Origin of the sequence: Streptomyces sp. QH1-20, from assembly GCF_041283565.1 — a bacterium.
GTDB lineage: Bacteria > Actinomycetota > Actinomycetes > Streptomycetales > Streptomycetaceae > Streptomyces > Streptomyces syringius.
Genome location: NZ_CP166300.1, coordinates 260545 through 279999, shown reverse-complemented (window position 1 = coordinate 279999; position 19455 = coordinate 260545). Strand labels below are relative to the sequence as shown.

The following is a 19455-nucleotide window of genomic DNA, read 5'->3' as shown; positions in this document are numbered from 1 at the left end:
GCCTCCCGGCAAGCGGGCGACCGGTGCGGGGCAACGATGCGAGGCGGGAACGGAACTGCCTCCCACTCCCGCCGGGCGGAAACGAAATCAGCTCTCGGGGAACCGCGCGCCGCTCCGGCGGAGGTCGGCGAACCTCACGCATGCGGTCTCCGCGCCACTCCTCTCGTGGGAGCGGCGCGTCAGGCGGAGCCGGCGGGCATGTGGTCAGTGGTATACCCGCGGGCGACCAGGGCGGCAGCCAGGTAGTCGGCGGCCTCGTCTTCCCGAAGGCGGATCTCGTGCCGGGCGAAGGCCAGGCAGGCAACCTGCGTCGCGGTGACCTGCTCCGGCGAGGCCGTCGGCCTCAGCGTCGCCTGCCGCACCAGGTCTTCGGCCACGCTCATCAAGTAGCTGTGCCGCTGCCTCGCCTGGATCCTGGCCTTCCTGGCCCGCAACATCTTGATCATCAGTGCTCTCCTCTCTTACAGCCGGCCTGTCCGGCTCCCCTTCACCGCCCGACCCGGCACACGGCCGGGGCGGGCGGATCAGGCAGACGTCAGACCGGGGCTACGCGGCGAGCAGCGGGACGGTGGCGAGGCCGACGACGACGCGACCACCGTGGACGTGACGGCCGATGATGATCAGGCGGTCGCGCGTCGCACGGGTGAGATCCGGGTCGGCGGCCTCGACCAGGTGCTCGTAAGACTCGAAGTCCGCGGCCGACCAGGTGTCGCTGTCGCCGTGCTGGTTACGGAACTGGGCAGGAGTCATCTGTTCCTCTTCCTTACGGATGTGTGGCCCTGGGCTGTGCGCGGGCCGAGGGGGAGGAGGCAGGCGGGTTTCCCATACGGCGGGCGACCGGCCTTGAAGAGCGCGGGGCAGGCCGACCTGGGTCTCCGCCCCGCGCTACCGTCAGCGCCGCTTCCGGAGCTGGTTGTTGTACGCGTCCTGGAGCCGGGAGAACGACTCGTACAGCCGCTCCCCGGCCGCGCATCGCTGTTCCGGCGAGCAGTCCGTGCAGTCCTCACCATGCTTGCGGACCGCGGCCGCCGCCTTCATGTACCGCTCGTACAGGTCGTCAGCCACGGGCCCGCCGATCGTTCGCGGACTGCTGGTTGACCCTGCGGACCTCGTCCTCCAGCCGCTGGTGCTCGGAGTCGGTCATGCCGTCGCGTTCCTGGCTCGGTTGCGCGCGGCGCGGCGCTTCAGCGACCGCCGCTCGTCCTCCGACAGCCCACCCCAGACGCCGAAGTCCTGGCCGGACCCGAGCGCCCACTGCAGGCACTGCTTCATGACGGGGCAGCGACGGCAGACAGCCTTGGCCTCCTCGATCTGCAGGAGGGCCGGGCCGGTGTTGCCGACGGGGAAGAACAGGTCGGGGTCCTCTTCGCGGCAGACCGCGTTATGGCGCCAGTCCACGGCCATCACCCGGCCTCTCCGCTGCCGCCGCACGCGGTGCAGGTCTGCCAGGTCTGCCGGGTCACGCCGTCACTGCTGGTGTCGACCATCCTGCCGCCCTTCCCACGGCAGCTGGCGCACTTCCGGCCGGCCGAGACCCGAGTGGCCGCCTCACGGACCAGCTGGTCCGACGTCGTCCACACCGACCCGACGGCGACGGGCTGACTGTCCGGACGCAGCACGTCCCGCACAATCACCGCCCACTGCGCACTGCGGCGTCGAAGCAGGGCGCGGGCCTCCTCCGGGTTGAGGACCAGGGCGAGGACCTCGAACGCGCCGTCCGAGTTCTGGTAGATCGCACCCGTGCGGCGCGGTCCGATCTGATCCTCGATGACCCGCCGTAAGCCCTCGAGAATCAGCGGGTCGGGTTGGGTCGCGGCTACGGGGATGCGTTGTGTCATGCTGACAGTCATCTGGGCCTCCCATTGGGTCCAGTGCGTGAGATCAGCCCCGGGGAATTACGGTCCCCGGGGCTGCTGCGTTCATCTGACTGCCCGTACGAGCAGCCACGGCCCCGGCCACCCCGCTGTATTCGGGATGGCCGGGGCCGAGGTCGTTCGTGCGGGGATGATTCAGCGAGCCGGGCGCTTGGGGTGAAGGGTGGGGAGCGGGACGTCGAGCTCGTCCAGGAGCGCGAGCGTCTCGGCGTCGACCACCTCGTCGGTGCTGATCCGGTGGGGCGCCAGGGCCGGGGTGGCAGGCATCAGGGCCTCCAGGTTGCGGTGAGTCAGGCGGGACGGGAGCAGAAGGCCCCGACCTCGTCCCCGCGCGGAGCGGGAGTCGGGGCCGGGGCCGTGGGTGGTTGTGCGGGTCAGGCGGCGAGTGCGGACCTGTTGCAGCGGGCGGCGTACGCGGCAGCGGTCTCGCCCGGGGTCGGGGCGGGCAGCGCGGCCCTGACCTCAGCCACCAGGGCGGTGTGCGCGGGCTGGTCTGCCGGGGTCAGGGGACGGCGCCAGACCGTGGCCAGATGCGTGTAGGCGGCGCGGGTGAGGTGCTCCTCGAGGACATCGCTCGCGGACCGGTCCTGGTCGGCGTCGGCCAGGGCGCGGAGGGTGCCGGTGGCCAGGGCGCGGACGGAGCGGCGGTCCCCGGCGGTCTGGGGGAGCATGGCCAGCGGGGCGCCGGCGGGTCCGTCGACGGCCGCACCGCGAGCCGTGGAGATCGCGTCAGCAGGAACCGTACGGGCGGCGTCGCCCCGGCGGGCAGCGGGCACCGCACGCTCCCACTGCGCTCGCCGGTCGGCGGGGCGCTCCTGGGGCCAGCTGACCTTGAGGGTCTGGACGGTGGCGCGGCGGTGGCGGGTGAGGTCGACGGCGAGGCGCTCCTCGCGCGCCCAGTCGTTGTACTGGCGGCGCCAGGCGTAGTCGGTGATGTCCACGTCGACGAGGCGGTTGCTGGAGCGGCAGCGGATCGCGGCGGCGACGCCGGCCTTGCCGGTGTGGTGCGGGACGAGCTTGAGCAGGTAGGTGCCGCGGTTGGGGGTCAGGGCCACCCAGGTGCCGCATTCCGGACACACCACCGAGATGCGGCGGGTCTGCGTGGTTTCCACGGTCCGCATGTCGATGTGTCCGGGCGACAGCGTCGAGAGGGCGATCGCGTCGAGGGGGCTGACGCGGGAGGTACGGGTGCGGCCCTTGCGCCTAGCGGCCTTGGGCACGGCGAACTCAGGCATGGCGACTCCTCGGCAGGAAGAGAGAAGGAGGGGTGTTCGCGGGGGGAGGATGCTCTCTCCACCCACCAGGTCCACGAGCCAACGGCCCGAATCCCGGCGGATAGACAGCGCATCAGCGCTGGGGTCGTACAAGCAGTCCTGCCGGCCGGGGGGTTTGGTTGTGCTACCGCCTCCGACCACCTGCCCACCTCCGAAGAGACGAGCTGCAGAAACTGCGGTGGTGCATGTGCAATGTGAGGCGTTGCCTACCGGCTGTCACCTCGCATGCCTAAGGTTCCCTAGGGTCCCCTAAGCTGTCAAGCGGTACGGTAAGAAACCTAAGATTTGAAGCGACGAGCCACCGAGGAGGCAGACGTGAGCCGGGCCGACAACAGACCGCCGTACGCACGGATCGCAGGTCACTATCGAGATCTGATCGAGTCCGGCGCGCTGGTCGCCGGCACACTCCTGCCGAGCATCAAGAACCTGTCGGAGGAGTGGTCCGTCAGCACAGCCACGGTCGAGAAGGCCCTGCGCGTCCTCAAGGAGGAACGCCTGGTTGCTGGTATTCACGGCATTGGCACGGAAGTGCTCGGCACGCAGGTGTCCCTCTCCTCTGGAGCTGAACGACACGACCGCAGCAGCAGGACCCAGTCGTCCTGGGGCGTCGGGGAGAAGTCGTCCGGTCACACGGCTGGTGTGGTGCCAGCCCCGGTCGATGTCGCCGAGGCCATGGGAATCGCGCCTGGTGCCGACGTGATTCGCCGGAGTCGCGTTTACCGTGATGCGCACGGAATCGTCTCCCACTCGACCTCGTGGATCCCCGTCAGGTTCGCCGTGGAGATCCCGGACCTAGCCCGCAGCGAGCGCCTCAAAGGAGGCATTTCGCTGGACTTGATCGCTCGGGTGACAGGGCGGCACGCTGTACGCCGCATAGACGAGGAGACCGCTCGCATCGCCACAACGCACGACCTCGAGCTCCTGGAGCTGGAGGCTGGCACCGTGGCGGCCATCCTGGTGCTGACCGCACGGTTCCTTGACTCGAATGGCGAGCTACTGGAGTACGGCGTGGACCTGGGCGCACCCGGCCGCACCCGGCGTACCACGTCAGAGGTTCTGCGATGACCGGGCGCAACACCGGCCGCCCGGTCCCCACGCCTCGCGCGATCCTCATGTCGGGCCTGCAGGGCGCGGGCAAAACGACCCTCGCTCGGGCCCTGGAGAAGGCTGGCTTCCGGCGCCTCTGCCCCGACGAGGAGATGTTCCGCCGCTACGGCCACTACGGCCGGGACTTCCCCCGCGGGCAGTTCAGGACTAGAGAGGCCCCCGTGCTCAAGGACATCGCCCTTGAGCTCGAAAGGCTCCTGGCGGCCGGACACGACGCCGTGGTCGACCACGGCTTCTGGACTCCGGAGGAGCGGGCCCAGTGGGCAGCGACCGTGATCAAGGCTGGCGGTGAGCCCATACTGATCTACCTGCCGCTCCCGCACGAGGTGCGCTGGGACCGGATCCGGAAACGCAACGAGCAATCGCTGATCGACGCGAACAGCATCGAGTTCAGCGAGGAGGACCTCCTTCGGCATGCGGGACGATTCTCCCCGCCGACCGATGACGAGCCGCACCTTGTGTACGACGGTCATCCGGACAGCGTCCTCGCCCTGCTCTGCCGTGCGCAGCAGCCGGATGTGGATGGAATCGTAGAACACTGAGAGCCTCCCGAGTCGGCGGACCGTCCATTTCGGTTCTAGGTCCGCCGACTTGGGAGTTCCAGATCTGACATGTGGCCGGATCATCTGGCCACATAGGCCACGAGGTTGGGGGCGGGATGGCGCAGAAGCCGAGGGAGCTGACGCCCTGGGTGTCGCCCTTGCACAACTGGGGGTACCAGCTGCGGGAGCTGCGGACCTCACGGGGACTCAGCCTGCGCGAGCTCGGTCGACGTACTCGTATCGACCACAGCCACCTGGGACGATTCGAGCGCGCGGAGCGAACGCCCGACCGGTCGCAGGCGATGGTCCTGGACGACAAGCTGGGTGCCAGCGGCATGCTGCTCCGCCTGTGGGAGCGGATCGGTGACGAGCGTGGCCATGTGGCCAATCCCCCGGCGCATGTGGCCAGATCATCGGTGGATCTGGCTTTTGCCGTGGCTGACCAGGCAGCGTCGGACGGTGAGGGGATCTCGGTCCCGTGTCGTCTAGCTGATGGGTCGGTGGTTTGGGTGGCTCTGAATCGGCGCGCGCTGCTGCGCACCGGAATGGGGCTCGGGGCTGCGGCCGCAGTCGGCGTCGGTTCGCCTGCCTTCGCGGACTCGGGTGCCGTTCCCGGTCTGATCCGCAAGGCCCGGGCCGCGTACGCGTACGGCTCAACGCCGGTGGAGCACCTGCGTCGCACCCGCCGCCTGCTGATCGACAACGACAACCTGCTCGGGCCCCGGCACGCCGTCGCCGCAGTGCGCGACCACATCCAGGTCATCCAGGAGCTACGCCGGGACGCGAAGGGCGCCGACCGGCGCGACCTGATGGAGCTCCAGACGCAGTACGGCGAGTTCCTGTCCTGGCTCTATCAGGACCTGGGCAACCCGCAGGCGGCGTCGTACTGGCTGGACCGGGCCATGCAGTGGTCCCACACCGTCGGCGACAACGACCTGACCACGTACGTCATGGCCCGCAAGGCACAGCTGGCCGGTGACACGGCCGACCTGGTCGACGTGGTCGACCTCGCCGAAGCCGCCCAACGCATTGCCCGTCCGCGCAGCCGCCTCGCCGCCGTCGCGCGCACCTACGAGGCGTACGGACACGCGCTGCGCGGTGACGCCGACGAGAGCGAGCGGGCGATCGACGACGTCCGCAACGCCCTCGATGGCGCCGCCGCCGACCCCACCCCGTGGGGCGTGTGGCTGAACGCCTCGTACGTGGAAGTTCATCGCGCCCAGGGCCTCGAGGCGCTCGGCAAGCACGACCAGGCCGCGGACGCGTTCGGCGCGGCCATCCGGCTGATGCCGGACGGCTACCACCGCGACCGGGGCGTCTACGTGGCGCGGCAGGCCGTGGCGTTGGCCGGCGCCCGCGCACCGGACCAGGCCGCCGCGCTCGGAATGCACGCGCTGACCGTCGCGGAGGACACGGGCTCCGGTCGGATCACGAACGAGCTCGCGCGGCTCGACAAGGCCCTGATTCCCTGGCAGCGCGAGCCGGCCGTAGCCGAGTTCCGCGCCATCTTCGACTCCACCCTCTTCCACGAGACAGAAACGGATGCCTGAGCAGATGACTGCCCGCCCGTACGTTCTACTATCCGCCGCCACGTCGGTCGACGGCTACCTGGACGACACCAGCCCCGAGCGGCTGCTGCTCTCCAACGCTGAGGACTTCGACCGCGTGGACGAGGTGCGCGCCTCCTGCGACGCGATCCTGATCGGCGCAACGACCATGCGGAAGGACAATCCGAGGCTGCTGGTCAACTCCGAGGAGCGCCGCGCGAAGCGGCTCGCGGAGGGCCGGTCGGAGTACCCGCTGAAGGTGACGGTGACTGCCTCCGGCGATCTCAACGCAGATCTGAAGTTCTGGCACTTCGGCGGCCAGAAGCTGGTCTTCACGGTCGACTCCGCCATGGACAAGGTGAAGGCGACGCTCGCGGACCTCGCGGACGTGGTCAGCGTCGGCCCCGAGCTCGACTGGGGACTGGTCCTCGACGAGCTCGGCCGCCGAGGCATCGGTCGGCTCATGGTGGAGGGCGGCGGCACGATCCACACCCAGCTCATGGCCCAGGACCTGGCTGACGAGGTCCACCTCGCCGTCGCCCCGCTGCTGGTGGGCCAGGCCGACGCCCCGAAGTTCCTGGGCGCCGCCGACTACCCGGGCGGGTCGACCTCCCGTATGCGGCTGCTGGAGGCCCGCGCGATCGGCGACGTCGTGCTGCTGCGCTACGCCCCGAAGGAGCGTGGCTGATGTACGCGCCCGACCGAGACCAGGACCTCCGTTGGATACAGCGCGCAATCGACCTTGCCGCGCTGTGCCCTCCGGCCGCAGGCGCATACTCGGTCGGCGCGGTCATCGTCGGCGAGGACGGAACCGAGCTGGCGTCCGGATACTCCCGCGCGACCGGACCCCGCGAGCATGCAGAAGAGGTCGCCCTCGCCCAACTCCCTCAGGATGACCCGCGTCTCGCGGGGGCGACGATCTACAGCACGCTGGAGCCCTGCTCCCAGCGCAGTGCCTCCCGTACGCCGTGCGCGCGGAGGATCCTCGAGGCCGGCATCCCACGCGTGGTCATCGCCTGGCGGGAGCCGTCACTGTTCGTCGACGACTGCATCGGCTACGAGCAGCTGGTGGAGGCTGGGGTGATCGTGGTGGAGCTGCCCGAGTTGACGGCGGCCGCGAAGGCTGTCAACGCACATCTGGGGGACCTCGCATGACAGAGCAGGTGTACGTGATCGGATCAGCTAACAGCCAGACCGTGAAGATCGGCGTGTCCGTCGATCTCGTTCGGCGGCTGCGAGAGATCCAGAACATGTCTCCTGTGGAACTCAAGGTCCTGTGGAGTGCCCCGGGGGGTCCCGCTCTTGAGCAGGCACTACATGATCACTTCGCTGAGATCCGGTCGCATGGCGAATGGTTCACGTTCACATCAGATCCGGTCCAGGCCGTGCGGGCGGCCGTCGAGGGCGGCTCAATCGTGGTGCCGCCTCCCTCGCCCCCGGTGAAGCGCCCTTACAGGCAGCCGCCGCCTCTCGATCTGGACCAGCTGGCTCATCAACTGGCCTGGACCGCCTTCACCGATTCTCGGTTCACCGCCCTCGAAGCCGCCGACCGGCTCGGGTACACGCTCCCGACGATGCTCGCGCACCTGGACTCGTTAGTTGCCAAGGGACGTGCGCGTCAACGGCCACCTATTCGAAGTGACCGGTCTCGTCAGCTGTTCACCGTTCGGAGGCCGGCATGACGGCCTGCCAGACAGTCAAACTGCGCCCCCATGGAAAGAAAACGCACTGCCTCACCGGGAATCAAACAGTGTATGTTTCAGAGATCGATCGATCTTGAGAGGCTGCGCTATGTCCGACCCGGACCGCTTGAAGCAGGTCGATGCCCTGTTGGACGGCCTGGACGATGTTCTCCCGCCGCCGCACGTGCGCGCGCAACTGCGCCTCGCCGCGAACCTCACGCAGCAGGACGTCGCCGACGCGGTGGGCGTAAAGCGCCTTGCCGTCGTGCGATGGGAGCTGGGGAAGAGCACCCCCCGGCGCCCGCAGCGCGATGCCTACATCCACCTGCTCAAGCGGCTAGCGGAGCGCTTTCCCCAAGCCGCTGAACTGAATGAGGGCATGCCGACGCCGGCCTCCGAAGGGGGGTCGGGATGACCTAGTGGCCATCGGCCGCGCGCGCCAAGAAGCGGACTAACCTCCCGCTGGCCTCGCGCGGCCCGTCTCCGATCGGGCTCATTACCCGTGTCGGTCGCTCAGGTCCCGGTTGCAGCCGGTTCCGAGCTGCGGCTCATCAAGCCGCTCATATCCACCGGCCCCTCATCAGGGCCACCACAGCACAACCCGGCCACTAACCACGGCCACCACAGCCGCAGCAGCACCAGCTGCGCATTGAGCAGCACCCCGGCCTGACGGTCGGCGTACTACCCGCCTCACCGCGGGCCCCCACCACAGGGGCATCGCGATTCAGCACCACCCCGAGGAAAGGAGAAATCTCCCCCCGCCCGTTGTGGCTGCCCGCTCCTCACGGAGGGGGCGTCACCCGGCATATCCACACGTTCGGCTCGGCCAGCCCTGACGGGCTCGGTCGGTCCATGCATATGGAGAGCAGGTCGTTTTCATAGTGCCTGAGGTCAGTGCCCCTTGTCAGCTTGAGCTTGTCCATTTCGCCCCGGTTCGGGAGTGTCAGGCTTCCCGTGTGACGGGATCGGCTTCCGGTTTGTTCCGGTATTCGCCTTCTGTGCCGAAAGTTTCATTTCCTGTAGGAACGCACAAGCGCAGCGCTTTCGGGGCGGGATCGATGAGCGCGGTCGCGACGTCCGCTACCCCGCTCGTGCACCCGCTCTCGGAGGTCGTCGACAACTCCGTCGACGGCGGTGCCCGCGAGGGCGACGTCCCGTGTGACGGGACGCGATCCGAGGTTTCTGCCCGTCGGGCGGGAGCGGTCCGGGGTCTTGCCGCTGCTCGGGCTCTGTCCACAGGCAGTCCGCGCCAGGGTATCGAGATGATCTCTATCGACCAGTTCTCAGCCGGACTGGGGGTTGCAGCGTCGGCCGCCCGGCCGGTGCACCCCCCGACAGGGCGCGTCGAGGACCGAAGCGGCGAGTTGGACTCTTCGGAGAAGGCGGGGCGCTCAGCTGGTTGGTGCCGCCACCTTTTGTTCCACGAACGCCCACTGGCCTCCTGCTGCGGAGTACGGCGTGCCAGGGGGGATGGTCATCCAGAGGGATCCGTCGTCCGCGACGAGGAGCATGCCCTGTGCGTGCAGGGAGTGGAGCGATTCTCGGACGTCGTCCGGCGTGGAGCCCATCGATTTGGTGAGCTCGCCCGCGAGGTCAGTGTCCTGCACAATCACGTCGAGGTGGCCGGCGGCTGCGAGCGGGACGTGCGGGCCGTAGATCCCGCGGTATTCCAGCAGGAGGCGCATGGTGGCGGCCTCGCCGGATTCGGTGCCGAACGCCTCGATCACCTTGCCCATCACCTCCTCATCCGTGCCGGTCGGCTTGTCCCACTCCTGGTAGTAGAGCCCCGGCGGGTTGAGGCTGTAGAGGGTGCGCGGGCGGGGCGTCTTGATGGGGCGGGGGCCGAGGCGCTCGGCTGCGGCGGCGCGGCGCGCGGCCTCGCGGGCGCGCCGTGCGGCGGGATCCTTCTTGGCTGCCATATCCATCACAACGAGCGGTGTGGTGGCCGGTTCCCGGTGTCGTCGGTGCGTCGTTCGGGCACGGGGGAGTTCCTGTGATGGCGCGGGCGGCAGTCGCCGCACCGCCCCACCCCGGCGGAAAGCCGATCGACAGGTCCGTCGGCGAGGTATCGGGCGGGAGTCGGCGGCGGCTGCGGGCCGTCCCGGCCGGGCCGGTACCAGAGCGGTCCGCGGGCCATCCGCTGTCGCTCGGTCGAGACGCTCGCGCCCGTCTGGGTGGGGCGGTGCGTGCGCTGCTGGATGTCGCCGGCCTGGACGGTGCGTCGGATGCGGTGCGTCTGGCGGTGCTGGTGCTGGCGTCGCGGACGCCGTCGGAGACCGGTGTGGTGGAGATCCGCACCGGTGAGCTCGGGCGGTGGCTCGGGCTGTCCGCGTCGTACACGGCCTCCAACGTGGTGCCGGTGCTGCGCCGCTCGGGCGTGGTCTCCGTGGGGACGGCGAAGGGCGAGTACCGCGAGGACGCCGGCCTGAAGTGCAAGGTGCTGCCCCTGTGGGCGGCGCAGGACGTCGTCGGGCACCCGCTGAACCTCGCGAAGAAGGAGTACGCCACCCTGTGGCGGCTGGTGGAGGCCGTGATGGCGCCGGGCTGGGCGCACCGGGACGGGCGGGTCACTCCGGCTGGGCTGATCGGTACGCGTACTGGTCGGGGCGCGGCGACGGACCGTCTCGCGCTGCTTCTTCTGGTGCTGGAGGCGCGGGAGACCGGTCGGGGGCGGCAATGCGGCGGCGCGGTGGACACCAAGCGCGGGCGCGCGGCGGCGACGGTGGCCCGGCTGCTGGGGTGCACGGCGTCGGCGGGGGAGCGGGTGCTGGAGCGCCTGGAGGGGCGGGGCCTGGTGCGCCGGGTGCGTCTGGAGACGGGGTCCGGGCTCGCGCACCGTACGCGGCTGATGGTGCCGTCGGTCGCCGCCGCGCACGGCCGTACCGGTGCCGGTGATGTCCCGGAGAACCTTGTGGAGGCCCCGCAGCCCGTGTTTTCAGAGCCCGACGTTGTGGCAGGGCCTGTTGAGGCACCGGCGCCGGAAGGAGAGCCGCAGGTCAGCGACGTGCCAATGGCGGATGAGGCTCAGGTTGCAGACCCCGATGTTGCAGCAGCCCTTCACACTGACCACTCTCCTGTGGTTACTCCAGTCCATCCCCTCTCGCTCTCTGGTAGTTTTTCCGGCGAAGGCCGTCGTGGGACCGGTGGTCTGCCGGACCGCGCGTGCCCGCGCGAGGACGGCGGCCCGCTCCGCGGGGAACAGCCGAAGAAGTTCCCGTCGATGTCCATCAGCAGCGAGAAGCCTGGCCGCAGGCCAGTGGCCGGTACTCCGGTGCAGGCCGTGGACGGTGTGGGTCAGGGCAGGCAGCAGCGGGGGAGGGTGCCCCTGCCGCCGGAGGATCTGCGAGCCGTCCTGAGTTCGGTTGACCTGGTGTGGGCGCGCCTGAACCGTCCGGTCGCCCGGAAATTGGTGGAGGCCGCGGCCCGCAGCGAGCTGGTTCGGGTGGTCGGCTTCGCCGGTCGCACGGATGCGCCGCAGGTCCTCGCCGACCGCATCTCCCGGCGCTTGGAGGAACAGATGCGGCTGGGCGGTCCGATCACGGACCCGGTGGGCTGGCTGATCGGCTTCGCCCTGCCGCAGCGTCAGCAGTGCGGTGACGTGCGGTGCGATGACCGGATGCTGCTCGACTCCGGCCGGGACTGCCCGCGCTGCGAGGAAAGGCAGGCCGACCGCCGCGCCCAGCGTCGCGCGGTCGCGGCCGCCGTCGACGCGGCGATGCCCGGTGCCTCCGAGACCGAGCGCCGTGCAGCTGCCGAGCAGCAGCTCCACCAGGACGTGACCGCCGATGCCTGGGCCAAGGCGCGCCGGTGGGAGCAGGTCCGTGCCCGGCAGGCTGCCGCCGTCCAGGCCCGTGCCGAAGCCGCGACCGCGCAGCCGGCCGACGGCGTTCTGGCCGCGCTGGTGGCCCCGGTCGTGCCACCCACGGCCCGTCCGGCAGCCGTCCCTGCTCCGGCACCGGAGCCCGTCGACGTCGACGGCGGCCAGGAACTCGTCCTCGAGGAACTCACCCGCGAGCAGGTCCTGGACTGGCGCAACCGCGCCGCTGCCGACCACCAGCTGGTGTTCGACCACATCGACCGGTACGGCGAGGCATCGGCGCAGCGCCTGTTCACCCGGGCGTTCGTCGCGACGGTGCGGCGCCTGTCCGGTCTCGGCCATCTGGACCTCGGCTACATCCCGTGGGGGCAGGCATGAGTGGCGGCGAGGTGTCCGGCGTGGACCTGGCCCGGGTGGCGCTGCGGGCCGCGAGGGAGCAGGCCCGGCGTAACGGCGGCGGCCAGAAGGCGAAGTCGAAGCCGCGGCCGGTGCGTCCGGTGGGCCGGGATGGGCGCGAGCCGATGGGCCTCGGAGCGGCGATCGGCGCGCTGGTCACCGAGCGAGCCTGGGAGCTCCCGGCCGTCGGCGCGACGCTGCGGGACCGGTGGGCGGTAATTGCCCCCGACCTCGCCGGACACGTCGCCGCCGTGGCGTTCGACCCGGACTCCGGTCAGCTCACGGTGTGCCCGGAGTCGACGGCCTGGGCGGCGAAGGCGCGTCTTGAGCAGGCTCGCGTCATCGAAGCGGCCAACATCTCGGCAGGGCGAACGGTCGTGCGCGCGTTACGGGTCCTCGCGCCCGGTTCGGTGCCCGCCTCGAAGCCGGCTGACGTCGCCCCGGCCGTGTCCACGGGCCCGGTCAGAACCAGGGAGACGGCTTCCCGTGGACGGTGAAGATGACGGGCGTCTCGGGGGCGGCCTCCTTGAACTGGTGGGCCAGCGCGAGCGCCTTGGAGAAACCGATGGAAGTGCCGCCCAAGCCTGACTGGTTTCGCTCAATGAAATTCGTTGCGCTCACCGCAAAATATTGCGCAGACTGTAGAGCATGAGCGTGTACGAAGAGATTGCCGCGATCCTCCACCCCGCCCCCGAACCCGACGACATCCCCGAGGAGATCCGCAGCGACGTCTGGGCAGACATCACCGAAGCCCGCGAGCAGACCGCCTTCAACCTCGAAGCCGCCTGGGACGCCCACGGCGAGGACGCCGAGCCCCTGCTGTCCGCCCTCGCCGGCGCCCGGCGCCGCCGCGAGGAAGCCGAAGCCGACATCCGCCGCCTCATCGCGTACGGACGCGAGTTCACCCGGCCCCGTCCCTACAAGCTCGCCGACCTCGCCGCGGCGGCCGGCATGTCCATCTCCGGCGTCCGCACCGCCTACGACCACGCCGAAGTCGCCGACGTCCAGAAAGCCACCGGCCTCAAAACCCGCGAATGGCGCGCCACCAGCCCCGATGACTCCACCGAGGACGGGAGCACTGCATGACCGCACCGGCTGACGACGCGTTACCGGCCGCCTGCACCTGCCCGAAACCGTGGGAGACGCTCGTCACCGTCATCGAGGGCCAGACCCTGCACGCCCGGCCCGCCGCGACCCTCGGACCGGCCGCCGCCCTCTACCGGGCCCGCTGCGCGACCTGCGACGCCGAGTACCCCGGCCACTGGCGACTCGTACCCGGCCAACACCGCACCTTCTAACGGGGGGCACCCCGCTGGCCTGCGCCGACATCTGGCCAGCACGGGACCAAGATCATCCCACTGCACCTTTTCGGCTTACCTTGGCTGGACCCCGTAAGGATCCGGCCCGGGCGCGCGTGAGCGACCGGATCTTGAAGAGGCGGCCGCACTGCGCCGGGCCCGAGCCGAGCGCGCTGTCCGGAAGGAGCAGGCTGCGGACGGTGTGATCGGCAGGGCGGCGGGGGCATCACATCTGGGGCGTACGGCCTGAGTCGAGCCGAGAGGTGATCTGGTTGGTGGACTCCGCTGGTGACAGGATGTGTTGGCGGGTGGAGACGGGGGGAGTTTGTGCGCGCGGACAGGCGACGGATTCAGACGGCGGTGCTCGGCGGGGCGGACTCGGATGAGCCGTTGATGTTGCCGATGGAAGCGATCGAGCTGGATGCATTCCGCCGTGTCCACGAGGACGACACTTTCTGGTGCGGGAATCTGCTCGGCGGCTGCGGCGGCCAGCTGACCACGAAGCTGTACACGGACCGGGCCTGTCATTTCGCACATCACCCGGATCCGGACGGGCTGCCGCACGTGTGCGGGCGTCGCTCCCGTGGCGTGGACAGCGCGGACCACCTCTATGTGCGGTCGGCGGCCGCGGCCTGGCTCGTCGGCCGCGGGGAGCAGGCGACCTTCGAGTACACCCGCACCGAAGGGGCACCGATCGGGTCCGTCGTGGATGTGCGCTGGCGGCATGGCGCTCTGCGGGTGCATCTGGACCAGGCGGTGACGCCGGTGTGGGATGACGGTGTCGAGCCGGTCCTCGGGACGATGGTGCCGGTCGACCGCGACACACTGGTCCGCCGCTGGTACGTGCATCGGATCCGCCTGAACAGCGTGGGCACCGTGCGTCGCGTGCAGATCGGGACCGAGGCGTTCGCCCGGCCGATCGAATGGTTCGCTCTGGACGAGTGCGAGATGACGGAGCGTGGGTTGTCGACGCCGGCGGTTGAGGAGATCGTTCAGGGCCGCACAGCGCCGCGCCCTTCGCTGTGGTCGCCCGGCAAGGCGAGGAAGGTGCCGGAGCCGGAGGCGCGCGCCCAGGCCCTGCTGCGCCGGCTGGTGTATGCGCGTCGGATCGAGTCCGTGCCCGTGGTGAAGCAGGTGTGCGGGGACGTCGAGGATCTGACCGGTGTGGACGGGGAGCTCCAGGAGCAGCTCGAGGCTGCCGTTCGCCACGCGAGGATCTGGCTGGTCGAGCAGGGCGAGGCGCGCCGCAAGCTGTTCGACAACCTGAACAGGGCGGTGGAGGAGCAGAAGCCTGGGCGGGTGCGCAGGCTTCTGATGCGCGTCAACGCGACGGCAGCTGAGGATCGCACGGACGCCGAATCCGCCGTCTACGAGCGGGCCAGCACGTACTTCGAGAGCCTGGACGACCACTCGCGGGACGCGGTCGAAGCGGAAGCTGACACGGAGAAGGAAGCACAAAGAGCTGCGGCTCGGGTCCGCAGCGCTCTTCATCGCCTTCGCGGGCACGACGCGTACACGTTCGATCTGCGCCCTCAGGTCGAGGAGCTTCTGCAGTCCGCGGCCTCGGCCGGAGAACTGCTGACCCGTGGTGAAGCGCGTCGTGTGGAGGTCTGGAAGAAGCGGGCGGCGCTAGGACCGCAGGAGCAGCTGCGCGTAGCGCGGCGGTACTGGATACTGCGAAGCTGTCCGCGATGCAACGCGCAGCAAGGCAAGGACTGTGTGCTGGTCGAGGGGCCCAGCAGCGGGAAACCGCGCAAGGACGGCCACAACGAGCGGCTGCAGCTGGAGCTGGACGAGCGGAAAGCCGCACGAAAGGTGACCCGGCGACAGAAGAAGGCTCGGCAAGAGGTCGAGGGCCCTGCCGAGCCGATGCGGCCGGCCCCAAAGGCGCGCGAGCGTGAAGCCAACCCCACACGTCCGTCCCAGCAGCAACGACCGAAGGACGACCGGGAGGGCCAGGCGAAGGAGGCGGGTAAGAAGACCGCGGCCCGGCTGCACCATCAGGTGCCACGCGGCGACTGGTACCGAGTGATATGCCCGCGATGCCATGCTGGACCGGGCAAGCTGTGCGACAACGACGACCGCCTCGGCCCCAGCGAGAAGCGACAGCTTCCCCACGACGAACGCCTGCTCCGCGTCCTGCAGAGCGACGACCGCATTGGCCCCGGCGAGCAGCACAAGGGTGCCCGCGACGAACGCCAGCAACAGGCCGTCGACGTAGTGCCTCCGCCGCCTGCACGGGCTGAAGCCCGGCCTCCTGTCACGGCGGGTGGGGGACAGCTTCAGGAGCCTGGGAGGACTCCAGGTTGGCCGTATTGAAGCTCGCCTCCAGGGGCTCGTTCGGCACAATGATCGTGTGACCAACAACGAGAGCTTCGGAGTACCGTCCATCAGCACAGGGCTTGTTGTAGGCATGCTGGTCGGCATTGCAGTTGGGCTCGTGCTCGGGCTGGCTGTCTTCGACAACATGGCGATCGGCCTGGTCCTCGGCAGTGGCGCAGGCGGAGTCCTCGGTGTCAGCAGCCTCGCGGCGCGGCGCTCGCAGCGCCAGTCCACATGAGGTCTCCACAAGCTGCTCAGCTTGCCCTACCGCTCGTTGCAGAAAGCGCCCTGGTCATCAAAGTCGGTGCTCAGCAGCATCCGGAGCTGCGCCTGCGGCATGCCGCAGGCCTCGGCCAGGTGCTCGATCGCCACGACTGAGTAGCACGCCAGCGCGGTGAAGAGGCTGACCAACGCGTCCGGTCCGTCCTCATCCGGGGACGGCTGGCGGTTGTACACGTCGCAGGCGAGCTGCTGCGCCGCCTCCGCAACGTTCTCCGCAGGCTCTGCGCCGAGCGCGATGCGCATGAACCGGAGCCCTCCTGGGTGAGTTCCGGCTCGACCACGGTCCCGCCCGGGCGCGCGTGGAGCGACCGTGCCGGTCCAGCAACGTGGCCGGACGCTGGTCCCGCCCGAGCTCGCTGATCACGTCCGGGCCGTGGCGTTCGACGCGGACGCTGGCCGCCTGGAGTTCGTCCCCGACGCCCCGTCTTGCGGCAAGAAGCTGCGCTGGAGTGGGCCGAAGTGATCGCGGCGGCCACCGAGCGGGTGCGGGGCGAGAACGTCCGCGCCCCGCATCTCCTGGCGGCCGCGCCCGTGAAGGCTGTCCCCGCCACGGCGGCCGCCGAGCCGGACCCGCAGCCGACCGCGCCCGCTGCGCCGGTGCAGCGACGGGCCCCGCCGGAGTGCTACCGGTGCGCCCTCGAAACCCGCGGCGAGGCCGCGCCGGGCCTCGCCGCGGGCGGCGGAGCGACAAGCCAAAGCGTTCCTGTTTCGTCTCCCGCGAAGACTATGGGTACGGGTACGTACCCGTATGCTGTCGGTATGGGAAGGAGTACGACGATGCCTGACGCCAACATCCGCCTCCCTGAGGAGGCCAAGGACCGGCTTGCCGCCATCGCGGCCGCCGAGGGCCTGTCGCTGCGCGCCTATCTGGCCCGCTTGTCCGAGACGCTGCTCACCCCGGCCCGCGCCGAGCGCGCCGAGAAGGCCCGGGCGGCACTTCAGGAGTGGAACGGCTATGCCCCCACTGCTGCCGAGCAGCGTGACCTGGACAGTGAGCTGGACCGGCGCTTGGCTCAGGTGACCGCCCGGTGACCGATGTCATGCACATTGTCCTGGACGAGACCGCCATGACCGCGGCCGGCCAGGGCAACGTCCTTGCCTCCCGTCTCATTCACCGGGCCCATGCCGAGGCGGGCTGGTACTTGTACGCACCGGCATGCGCCCTGGTGGAGGCCGACCGTGCCCGCCCGGGCACGGCTGAGCACTTGGCGGCGATGCCCGGCGCCACCGTGCTCGACCTCGATCTTCCCGCCGCCTTGGCCGTCGCACGCCAGGCATCATGGGCCGCCGCGCACAGCCAGTTCGCAGCGCAGCCCACGGCCGACCGCCCCGACGGCGCAGTCATCGCCACCACCGCCCCGAAGCGCTGGCAAGATGAACCGGTCCGCGTTCTGGATCTCAATCCCTAAGGGTTGTCCCGTAACGACTGATCAGGGTCAGATGATCTTGCTGTGGCTGGTGTGATCGCGGCCCGAGATGTCCTGGATGGCTCGCCGTCACGACGGCTTCGCGGGCAGGTGCCTCATGTCAATCTCCCGGAGTGCCCGCGCGCCGGGTGTCGACGTAGTGGTCGAGGTAGGCGAGGCAGGAGCCGAACAGGAGACCGGAGAGGGCTCCGAGATATGGCCACGACCCGTGGCCTGTGGCGTCCTGTACCGCCAGTCCCACCCCTGTCCCTCCACACACGCTGATGGTCATCTGGAGCGCCGATTTCATGCCCGCTTGTTCCTCTCGCTCGGTGCCAGGGGCCATCGTTTGACGCTTCTCCTGATGCCGCCGGTCTCCGTTTCGAGGGTGATGGTGACGCCGTTGACGCTGCCGTGGGTGCCGATCCAGCTGCGGTACTTGCGTAGTGCGGTGGTGCCGCTGGCCCACGTGCCCTCTACGGCTGGGCCGCCGGGGCGGAAGCGTACGGTCAGGTGGTACTGCTCGGCGTCGGGAAGGGGCGCCTCGTCTGGGACGGTCATCTGAGTGTGATCTTCTCGATCTCCACGTCGAGGACTCCGTCGCGCTCGAGTTCTGCCTGTCGCTCGTGCGCGACGGACAGGCTGTACGAGACGGCCGAGGTGCGGCGTGCGGTGCTGTCGGCGGGGGTCCAGTGGACCTTGTAGTTGATCAGCATGGCGGTCGTTCTCCTCATGTTCGGCGCCAGCCGCTGTTTCCGGGGCTGAGCTGCGGGTTCGGGGGTACAGAGTCGCACTTGCCACTGACAGCCGGGGCGGCCGAGAAGGGATGAAGCGATGACATTGCATTCCGATGTGGCCGAGTTGCTAGCGGGGGCCGGCATCCTCGACGTGGACGTCGACGATGCCGTCGCGGACGAGCACGTGCGATCGTCCGCGTACCGACGCGTCGTCTCGGTGACCGTTTCCTCGCGGAGCCGCGACCGAGACCGCGCGATCGTGGCAACGATCCTGCGCGATCCCATCGACATTGTGTCCAAGACAGCGGTGGTCGCCCTCGTGGACAGGATCGCGATGAAGGTGACCAGTCCTGCCGAGTTCCAGCAGTGGTCGGCCGAACTACTGCCAGAGGTCGACCAGCTCAAGACGGAGGGGTATCGCGAGTTCATCCGCCGCCGCATCCACGACTGGCTGTTCTACCTGTCCATCGAGGACGGCCACGTGCCGACACCGGTCGAGTTGGCGAAGGTCACGGACTGGATGCAGCGCGTCCTCGCCGAGGAGTCGGCGTCGCCAGCGGTACTCGCCCTGCTCGCTGAGTCAGGCAACAGGAAGAAGACACGTAACATCGCGAAGAACCGAGCCGGAAGCCGCAAGCTGAGAACGAAATGAGTCAGGCGCTCATTTTGTGCAGGGGGCGCGGCGCATGGAGACGACGCCGCGCTCGGGGGTTCTGACGCGGACAAGGCTCGGGCAACGGAGAGAGCCCGTGTGCCCGCACATGGCCGGGTTGGGGCCCGGACCGTACGGTCAGCGGGTCCACTCCTTGAGTGAAGAGGCGATGTGGCGGACGCCGAGCTGCCCGTTTTCGACCTGCTCGACAAGGTCCACGACTTCCTTGGTCGTTGCGCTGACCGGATGCCCGGAGGCGTGCAGGTAGGCCGCGGCCACGGCGGCCGCGAACAGCTCGTTCGAGTGTTCCAGGGCCGGGACCCGGACGAGCTGGTGCAACAGCGCCGCGGCCCGGTGATGAGCCTGGTCGTAGACGGGTGTGTCCATCACGCGGAAGCAGTGCCGGGCGCGGGCGGCCTCGAGCGAGCCCCAGTCCACGACCTCCGGGTCACCGGGAAGCTCTTGGTGCGCGATGTCGAGCAGCCAGGGCACATCGATCTGAAGGAACATGCGGCGCGG

30 protein-coding genes and 1 pseudogene are annotated in these 19455 nt (G+C 69.6%); 18 read left to right on the top strand and 13 right to left on the bottom strand.

The window, feature by feature from the left end:
• Positions 1-179: 179 nt before the first annotated feature.
• From AB8O64_RS36800 to AB8O64_RS36770, 7 genes are all read right to left on the bottom strand, one after another.
• A complete protein-coding gene (locus AB8O64_RS36800) occupies positions 180-446 on the bottom strand; it encodes a hypothetical protein (protein WP_370424321.1) in 267 nt (88 codons plus the stop codon).
• Positions 447-546: 100 nt separating this feature from the next.
• Positions 547-750, bottom strand: coding sequence for a hypothetical protein (locus AB8O64_RS36795; protein WP_370424320.1), 204 nt, complete (start codon positions 748-750; stop codon positions 547-549).
• A 141-nt stretch (positions 751-891) separates the two neighbouring features.
• Entirely contained in the window at positions 892-1065 is a 174-nt protein-coding gene (locus AB8O64_RS36790; protein WP_370424319.1) for a hypothetical protein, read from the bottom strand.
• 75 nt (positions 1066-1140) lie between these two features.
• Positions 1141-1398, bottom strand: a complete 258-nt coding sequence (locus AB8O64_RS36785; protein WP_370424318.1) for a WhiB family transcriptional regulator — start codon at positions 1396-1398, stop codon at positions 1141-1143.
• Between the two features lie 5 nt (positions 1399-1403).
• Positions 1404-1838 (bottom strand): hypothetical protein, encoded by a 435-nt coding sequence (locus AB8O64_RS36780; RefSeq protein WP_370424317.1) that lies wholly within the window; start codon positions 1836-1838, stop codon positions 1404-1406.
• A 171-nt stretch (positions 1839-2009) separates the two neighbouring features.
• Positions 2010-2141 carry a hypothetical protein gene (locus AB8O64_RS36775; protein ID WP_370424316.1) on the bottom strand — a complete coding sequence of 44 codons (132 nt, stop codon included), beginning with the start codon at positions 2139-2141 and terminating at the stop codon, positions 2010-2012.
• 107 nt (positions 2142-2248) lie between these two features.
• Positions 2249-3109, bottom strand: coding sequence for a hypothetical protein (locus AB8O64_RS36770; RefSeq protein WP_370424315.1), 861 nt, complete (start codon positions 3107-3109; stop codon positions 2249-2251).
• Positions 3110-3463: 354 nt separating this feature from the next.
• On the opposite strand from AB8O64_RS36770, the gene AB8O64_RS36765 reads away from it, so the two are divergent.
• The 8 genes and pseudogenes from AB8O64_RS36765 to AB8O64_RS36730 all read left to right on the top strand — a co-directional run bounded on the left by AB8O64_RS36765 (position 3464) and on the right by AB8O64_RS36730 (position 8441).
• Positions 3464-4213, top strand: coding sequence for a GntR family transcriptional regulator (locus AB8O64_RS36765; RefSeq protein ID WP_370424314.1), 750 nt, complete (start codon positions 3464-3466; stop codon positions 4211-4213).
• Positions 4210-4797, top strand: coding sequence for an AAA family ATPase (locus AB8O64_RS36760; protein ID WP_370424313.1), 588 nt, complete (start codon positions 4210-4212; stop codon positions 4795-4797). Before AB8O64_RS36765 ends, AB8O64_RS36760 begins: the two co-directional genes overlap by 4 nt.
• 116 nt (positions 4798-4913) lie before the next feature.
• Positions 4914-5084, top strand: a pseudogene (locus tag AB8O64_RS36755) (helix-turn-helix domain-containing protein); the annotation flags it as partial.
• A 222-nt stretch (positions 5085-5306) separates the two neighbouring features.
• On the top strand, positions 5307-6347 hold the full coding sequence (locus tag AB8O64_RS36750) for a DNA-binding protein (RefSeq protein ID WP_370424389.1): 1041 nt from the start codon (positions 5307-5309) through the stop codon (positions 6345-6347).
• Between the two features lie 4 nt (positions 6348-6351).
• Positions 6352-7032, top strand: coding sequence for a RibD family protein (locus AB8O64_RS36745; RefSeq protein WP_370424388.1), 681 nt, complete (start codon positions 6352-6354; stop codon positions 7030-7032).
• Positions 7032-7499, top strand: coding sequence for a deaminase (locus tag AB8O64_RS36740; RefSeq protein WP_370424312.1), 468 nt, complete (start codon positions 7032-7034; stop codon positions 7497-7499). The genes AB8O64_RS36745 and AB8O64_RS36740 overlap by 1 nt, the downstream gene beginning before the upstream one ends.
• Entirely contained in the window at positions 7496-8026 is a 531-nt protein-coding gene (locus tag AB8O64_RS36735) for a GIY-YIG nuclease family protein (protein ID WP_370424311.1), read from the top strand. Before AB8O64_RS36740 ends, AB8O64_RS36735 begins: the two co-directional genes overlap by 4 nt.
• Before the next feature lie 109 nt (positions 8027-8135).
• Positions 8136-8441 carry a helix-turn-helix transcriptional regulator gene (locus tag AB8O64_RS36730; protein ID WP_370424310.1) on the top strand — a complete coding sequence of 102 codons (306 nt, stop codon included), beginning with the start codon at positions 8136-8138 and terminating at the stop codon, positions 8439-8441.
• Positions 8442-9417: 976 nt separating this feature from the next.
• On the opposite strand, the gene AB8O64_RS36725 is transcribed toward AB8O64_RS36730, so the two are convergent.
• Positions 9418-9945, bottom strand: coding sequence for a hypothetical protein (locus AB8O64_RS36725; protein ID WP_370424309.1), 528 nt, complete (start codon positions 9943-9945; stop codon positions 9418-9420).
• Between the two features lie 263 nt (positions 9946-10208).
• Between AB8O64_RS36725 and AB8O64_RS36720 the strand changes: the two genes are divergently transcribed.
• The 6 genes from AB8O64_RS36720 to AB8O64_RS36695 all read left to right on the top strand — a co-directional run bounded on the left by AB8O64_RS36720 (position 10209) and on the right by AB8O64_RS36695 (position 16097).
• A complete protein-coding gene (locus AB8O64_RS36720; protein ID WP_370424308.1) occupies positions 10209-12221 on the top strand; it encodes a hypothetical protein in 2013 nt (670 codons plus the stop codon).
• Positions 12218-12736: a DciA family protein gene (locus AB8O64_RS36715; protein WP_370424307.1), complete on the top strand. Its 519-nt coding sequence runs from the start codon at positions 12218-12220 to the stop codon at positions 12734-12736. The genes AB8O64_RS36720 and AB8O64_RS36715 overlap by 4 nt, the downstream gene beginning before the upstream one ends.
• A 151-nt stretch (positions 12737-12887) precedes the next feature.
• Entirely contained in the window at positions 12888-13325 is a 438-nt protein-coding gene (locus AB8O64_RS36710; protein WP_370424306.1) for a hypothetical protein, read from the top strand.
• On the top strand, positions 13322-13537 hold the full coding sequence (locus AB8O64_RS36705; protein ID WP_370424305.1) for a hypothetical protein: 216 nt from the start codon (positions 13322-13324) through the stop codon (positions 13535-13537). The genes AB8O64_RS36710 and AB8O64_RS36705 overlap by 4 nt, the downstream gene beginning before the upstream one ends.
• 402 nt (positions 13538-13939) lie before the next feature.
• On the top strand, positions 13940-15856 hold the full coding sequence (locus AB8O64_RS36700) for a hypothetical protein (protein WP_370424303.1): 1917 nt from the start codon (positions 13940-13942) through the stop codon (positions 15854-15856).
• A 37-nt stretch (positions 15857-15893) separates the two neighbouring features.
• On the top strand, positions 15894-16097 hold the full coding sequence (locus AB8O64_RS36695) for a hypothetical protein (protein WP_370424301.1): 204 nt from the start codon (positions 15894-15896) through the stop codon (positions 16095-16097).
• 26 nt (positions 16098-16123) lie between these two features.
• Here AB8O64_RS36695 and AB8O64_RS36690 read toward each other — a convergent pair whose 3' ends face one another.
• Positions 16124-16384 carry a hypothetical protein gene (locus tag AB8O64_RS36690; protein ID WP_370424300.1) on the bottom strand — a complete coding sequence of 87 codons (261 nt, stop codon included), beginning with the start codon at positions 16382-16384 and terminating at the stop codon, positions 16124-16126.
• 67 nt (positions 16385-16451) lie between these two features.
• Between AB8O64_RS36690 and AB8O64_RS36685 the strand changes: the two genes are divergently transcribed.
• The 3 genes from AB8O64_RS36685 to AB8O64_RS36675 all read left to right on the top strand — a co-directional run bounded on the left by AB8O64_RS36685 (position 16452) and on the right by AB8O64_RS36675 (position 17550).
• Positions 16452-16604, top strand: coding sequence for a hypothetical protein (locus tag AB8O64_RS36685; RefSeq protein WP_370424299.1), 153 nt, complete (start codon positions 16452-16454; stop codon positions 16602-16604).
• 314 nt (positions 16605-16918) lie between these two features.
• Positions 16919-17173 carry a hypothetical protein gene (locus AB8O64_RS36680; RefSeq protein ID WP_370424297.1) on the top strand — a complete coding sequence of 85 codons (255 nt, stop codon included), beginning with the start codon at positions 16919-16921 and terminating at the stop codon, positions 17171-17173.
• Positions 17170-17550 (top strand): hypothetical protein, encoded by a 381-nt coding sequence (locus AB8O64_RS36675; RefSeq protein ID WP_370424296.1) that lies wholly within the window; start codon positions 17170-17172, stop codon positions 17548-17550. The genes AB8O64_RS36680 and AB8O64_RS36675 overlap by 4 nt, the downstream gene beginning before the upstream one ends.
• Positions 17551-17668: 118 nt before the next feature.
• Here the strand turns inward: AB8O64_RS36675 and AB8O64_RS36670 are convergent, their stop codons facing one another.
• From AB8O64_RS36670 to AB8O64_RS36660, 3 genes are read right to left on the bottom strand one after another with little or no spacing between them, the layout of a single operon-like run.
• Positions 17669-17857: a hypothetical protein gene (locus tag AB8O64_RS36670; protein ID WP_370424295.1), complete on the bottom strand. Its 189-nt coding sequence runs from the start codon at positions 17855-17857 to the stop codon at positions 17669-17671.
• The gene (locus AB8O64_RS36665; RefSeq protein WP_370424294.1) at positions 17854-18108 is read right to left on the bottom strand and encodes a hypothetical protein; all 255 of its coding nucleotides are present in this window, start codon (positions 18106-18108) and stop codon (positions 17854-17856) included. The genes AB8O64_RS36670 and AB8O64_RS36665 overlap by 4 nt, the downstream gene beginning before the upstream one ends.
• Positions 18105-18263: a hypothetical protein gene (locus tag AB8O64_RS36660; RefSeq protein WP_370424293.1), complete on the bottom strand. Its 159-nt coding sequence runs from the start codon at positions 18261-18263 to the stop codon at positions 18105-18107. Before AB8O64_RS36660 ends, AB8O64_RS36665 begins: the two co-directional genes overlap by 4 nt.
• Before the next feature lie 118 nt (positions 18264-18381).
• On the opposite strand from AB8O64_RS36660, the gene AB8O64_RS36655 reads away from it, so the two are divergent.
• Positions 18382-18936, top strand: a complete 555-nt coding sequence (locus AB8O64_RS36655; protein WP_370424292.1) for a hypothetical protein — start codon at positions 18382-18384, stop codon at positions 18934-18936.
• 138 nt (positions 18937-19074) lie between these two features.
• Here AB8O64_RS36655 and AB8O64_RS36650 read toward each other — a convergent pair whose 3' ends face one another.
• Complete coding sequence (locus AB8O64_RS36650) at positions 19075-19446, bottom strand: fic family toxin-antitoxin system, toxin component (protein WP_370424291.1); 372 nt, start codon at positions 19444-19446, stop codon at positions 19075-19077.
• Between the last annotated feature and the right edge of the window lie 9 nt (positions 19447-19455).

Excerpts from the sequence above, each read along its gene's own strand:
- AB8O64_RS36800 (WP_370424321.1), bottom strand. The coding sequence starts at position 446 with ATGATCAAGATGTTGCGGGCCAGGAAGGCCAGGATCCAGGCGAGGCAG.
- AB8O64_RS36795 (WP_370424320.1), bottom strand. The coding sequence starts at position 750 with ATGACTCCTGCCCAGTTCCGTAACCAGCACGGCGACAGCGACACCTGG.
- AB8O64_RS36780 (WP_370424317.1), bottom strand. The coding sequence starts at position 1,838 with ATGACACAACGCATCCCCGTAGCCGCGACCCAACCCGACCCGCTGATT.
- AB8O64_RS36775 (WP_370424316.1), bottom strand. The coding sequence starts at position 2,141 with ATGCCTGCCACCCCGGCCCTGGCGCCCCACCGGATCAGCACCGACGAG.
- AB8O64_RS36770 (WP_370424315.1), bottom strand. The coding sequence starts at position 3,109 with ATGCCTGAGTTCGCCGTGCCCAAGGCCGCTAGGCGCAAGGGCCGCACC.
- AB8O64_RS36760 (WP_370424313.1), top strand. The coding sequence starts at position 4,210 with ATGACCGGGCGCAACACCGGCCGCCCGGTCCCCACGCCTCGCGCGATC.
- AB8O64_RS36745 (WP_370424388.1), top strand. The coding sequence starts at position 6,352 with ATGACTGCCCGCCCGTACGTTCTACTATCCGCCGCCACGTCGGTCGAC.
- AB8O64_RS36740 (WP_370424312.1), top strand. The coding sequence starts at position 7,032 with ATGTACGCGCCCGACCGAGACCAGGACCTCCGTTGGATACAGCGCGCA.
- AB8O64_RS36735 (WP_370424311.1), top strand. The coding sequence starts at position 7,496 with ATGACAGAGCAGGTGTACGTGATCGGATCAGCTAACAGCCAGACCGTG.
- AB8O64_RS36730 (WP_370424310.1), top strand. The coding sequence starts at position 8,136 with ATGTCCGACCCGGACCGCTTGAAGCAGGTCGATGCCCTGTTGGACGGC.
- AB8O64_RS36725 (WP_370424309.1), bottom strand. The coding sequence starts at position 9,945 with ATGGCAGCCAAGAAGGATCCCGCCGCACGGCGCGCCCGCGAGGCCGCG.
- AB8O64_RS36715 (WP_370424307.1), top strand. The coding sequence starts at position 12,218 with ATGAGTGGCGGCGAGGTGTCCGGCGTGGACCTGGCCCGGGTGGCGCTG.
- AB8O64_RS36710 (WP_370424306.1), top strand. The coding sequence starts at position 12,888 with ATGAGCGTGTACGAAGAGATTGCCGCGATCCTCCACCCCGCCCCCGAA.
- AB8O64_RS36705 (WP_370424305.1), top strand. The coding sequence starts at position 13,322 with ATGACCGCACCGGCTGACGACGCGTTACCGGCCGCCTGCACCTGCCCG.
- AB8O64_RS36700 (WP_370424303.1), top strand. The coding sequence starts at position 13,940 with ATGGAAGCGATCGAGCTGGATGCATTCCGCCGTGTCCACGAGGACGAC.
- AB8O64_RS36690 (WP_370424300.1), bottom strand. The coding sequence starts at position 16,384 with ATGCGCATCGCGCTCGGCGCAGAGCCTGCGGAGAACGTTGCGGAGGCG.
- AB8O64_RS36680 (WP_370424297.1), top strand. The coding sequence starts at position 16,919 with ATGCCTGACGCCAACATCCGCCTCCCTGAGGAGGCCAAGGACCGGCTT.
- AB8O64_RS36670 (WP_370424295.1), bottom strand. The coding sequence starts at position 17,857 with ATGAAATCGGCGCTCCAGATGACCATCAGCGTGTGTGGAGGGACAGGG.
- AB8O64_RS36665 (WP_370424294.1), bottom strand. The coding sequence starts at position 18,108 with ATGACCGTCCCAGACGAGGCGCCCCTTCCCGACGCCGAGCAGTACCAC.
- AB8O64_RS36660 (WP_370424293.1), bottom strand. The coding sequence starts at position 18,263 with ATGCTGATCAACTACAAGGTCCACTGGACCCCCGCCGACAGCACCGCA.
- AB8O64_RS36655 (WP_370424292.1), top strand. The coding sequence starts at position 18,382 with ATGACATTGCATTCCGATGTGGCCGAGTTGCTAGCGGGGGCCGGCATC.
- AB8O64_RS36650 (WP_370424291.1), bottom strand. The coding sequence starts at position 19,446 with ATGTTCCTTCAGATCGATGTGCCCTGGCTGCTCGACATCGCGCACCAA.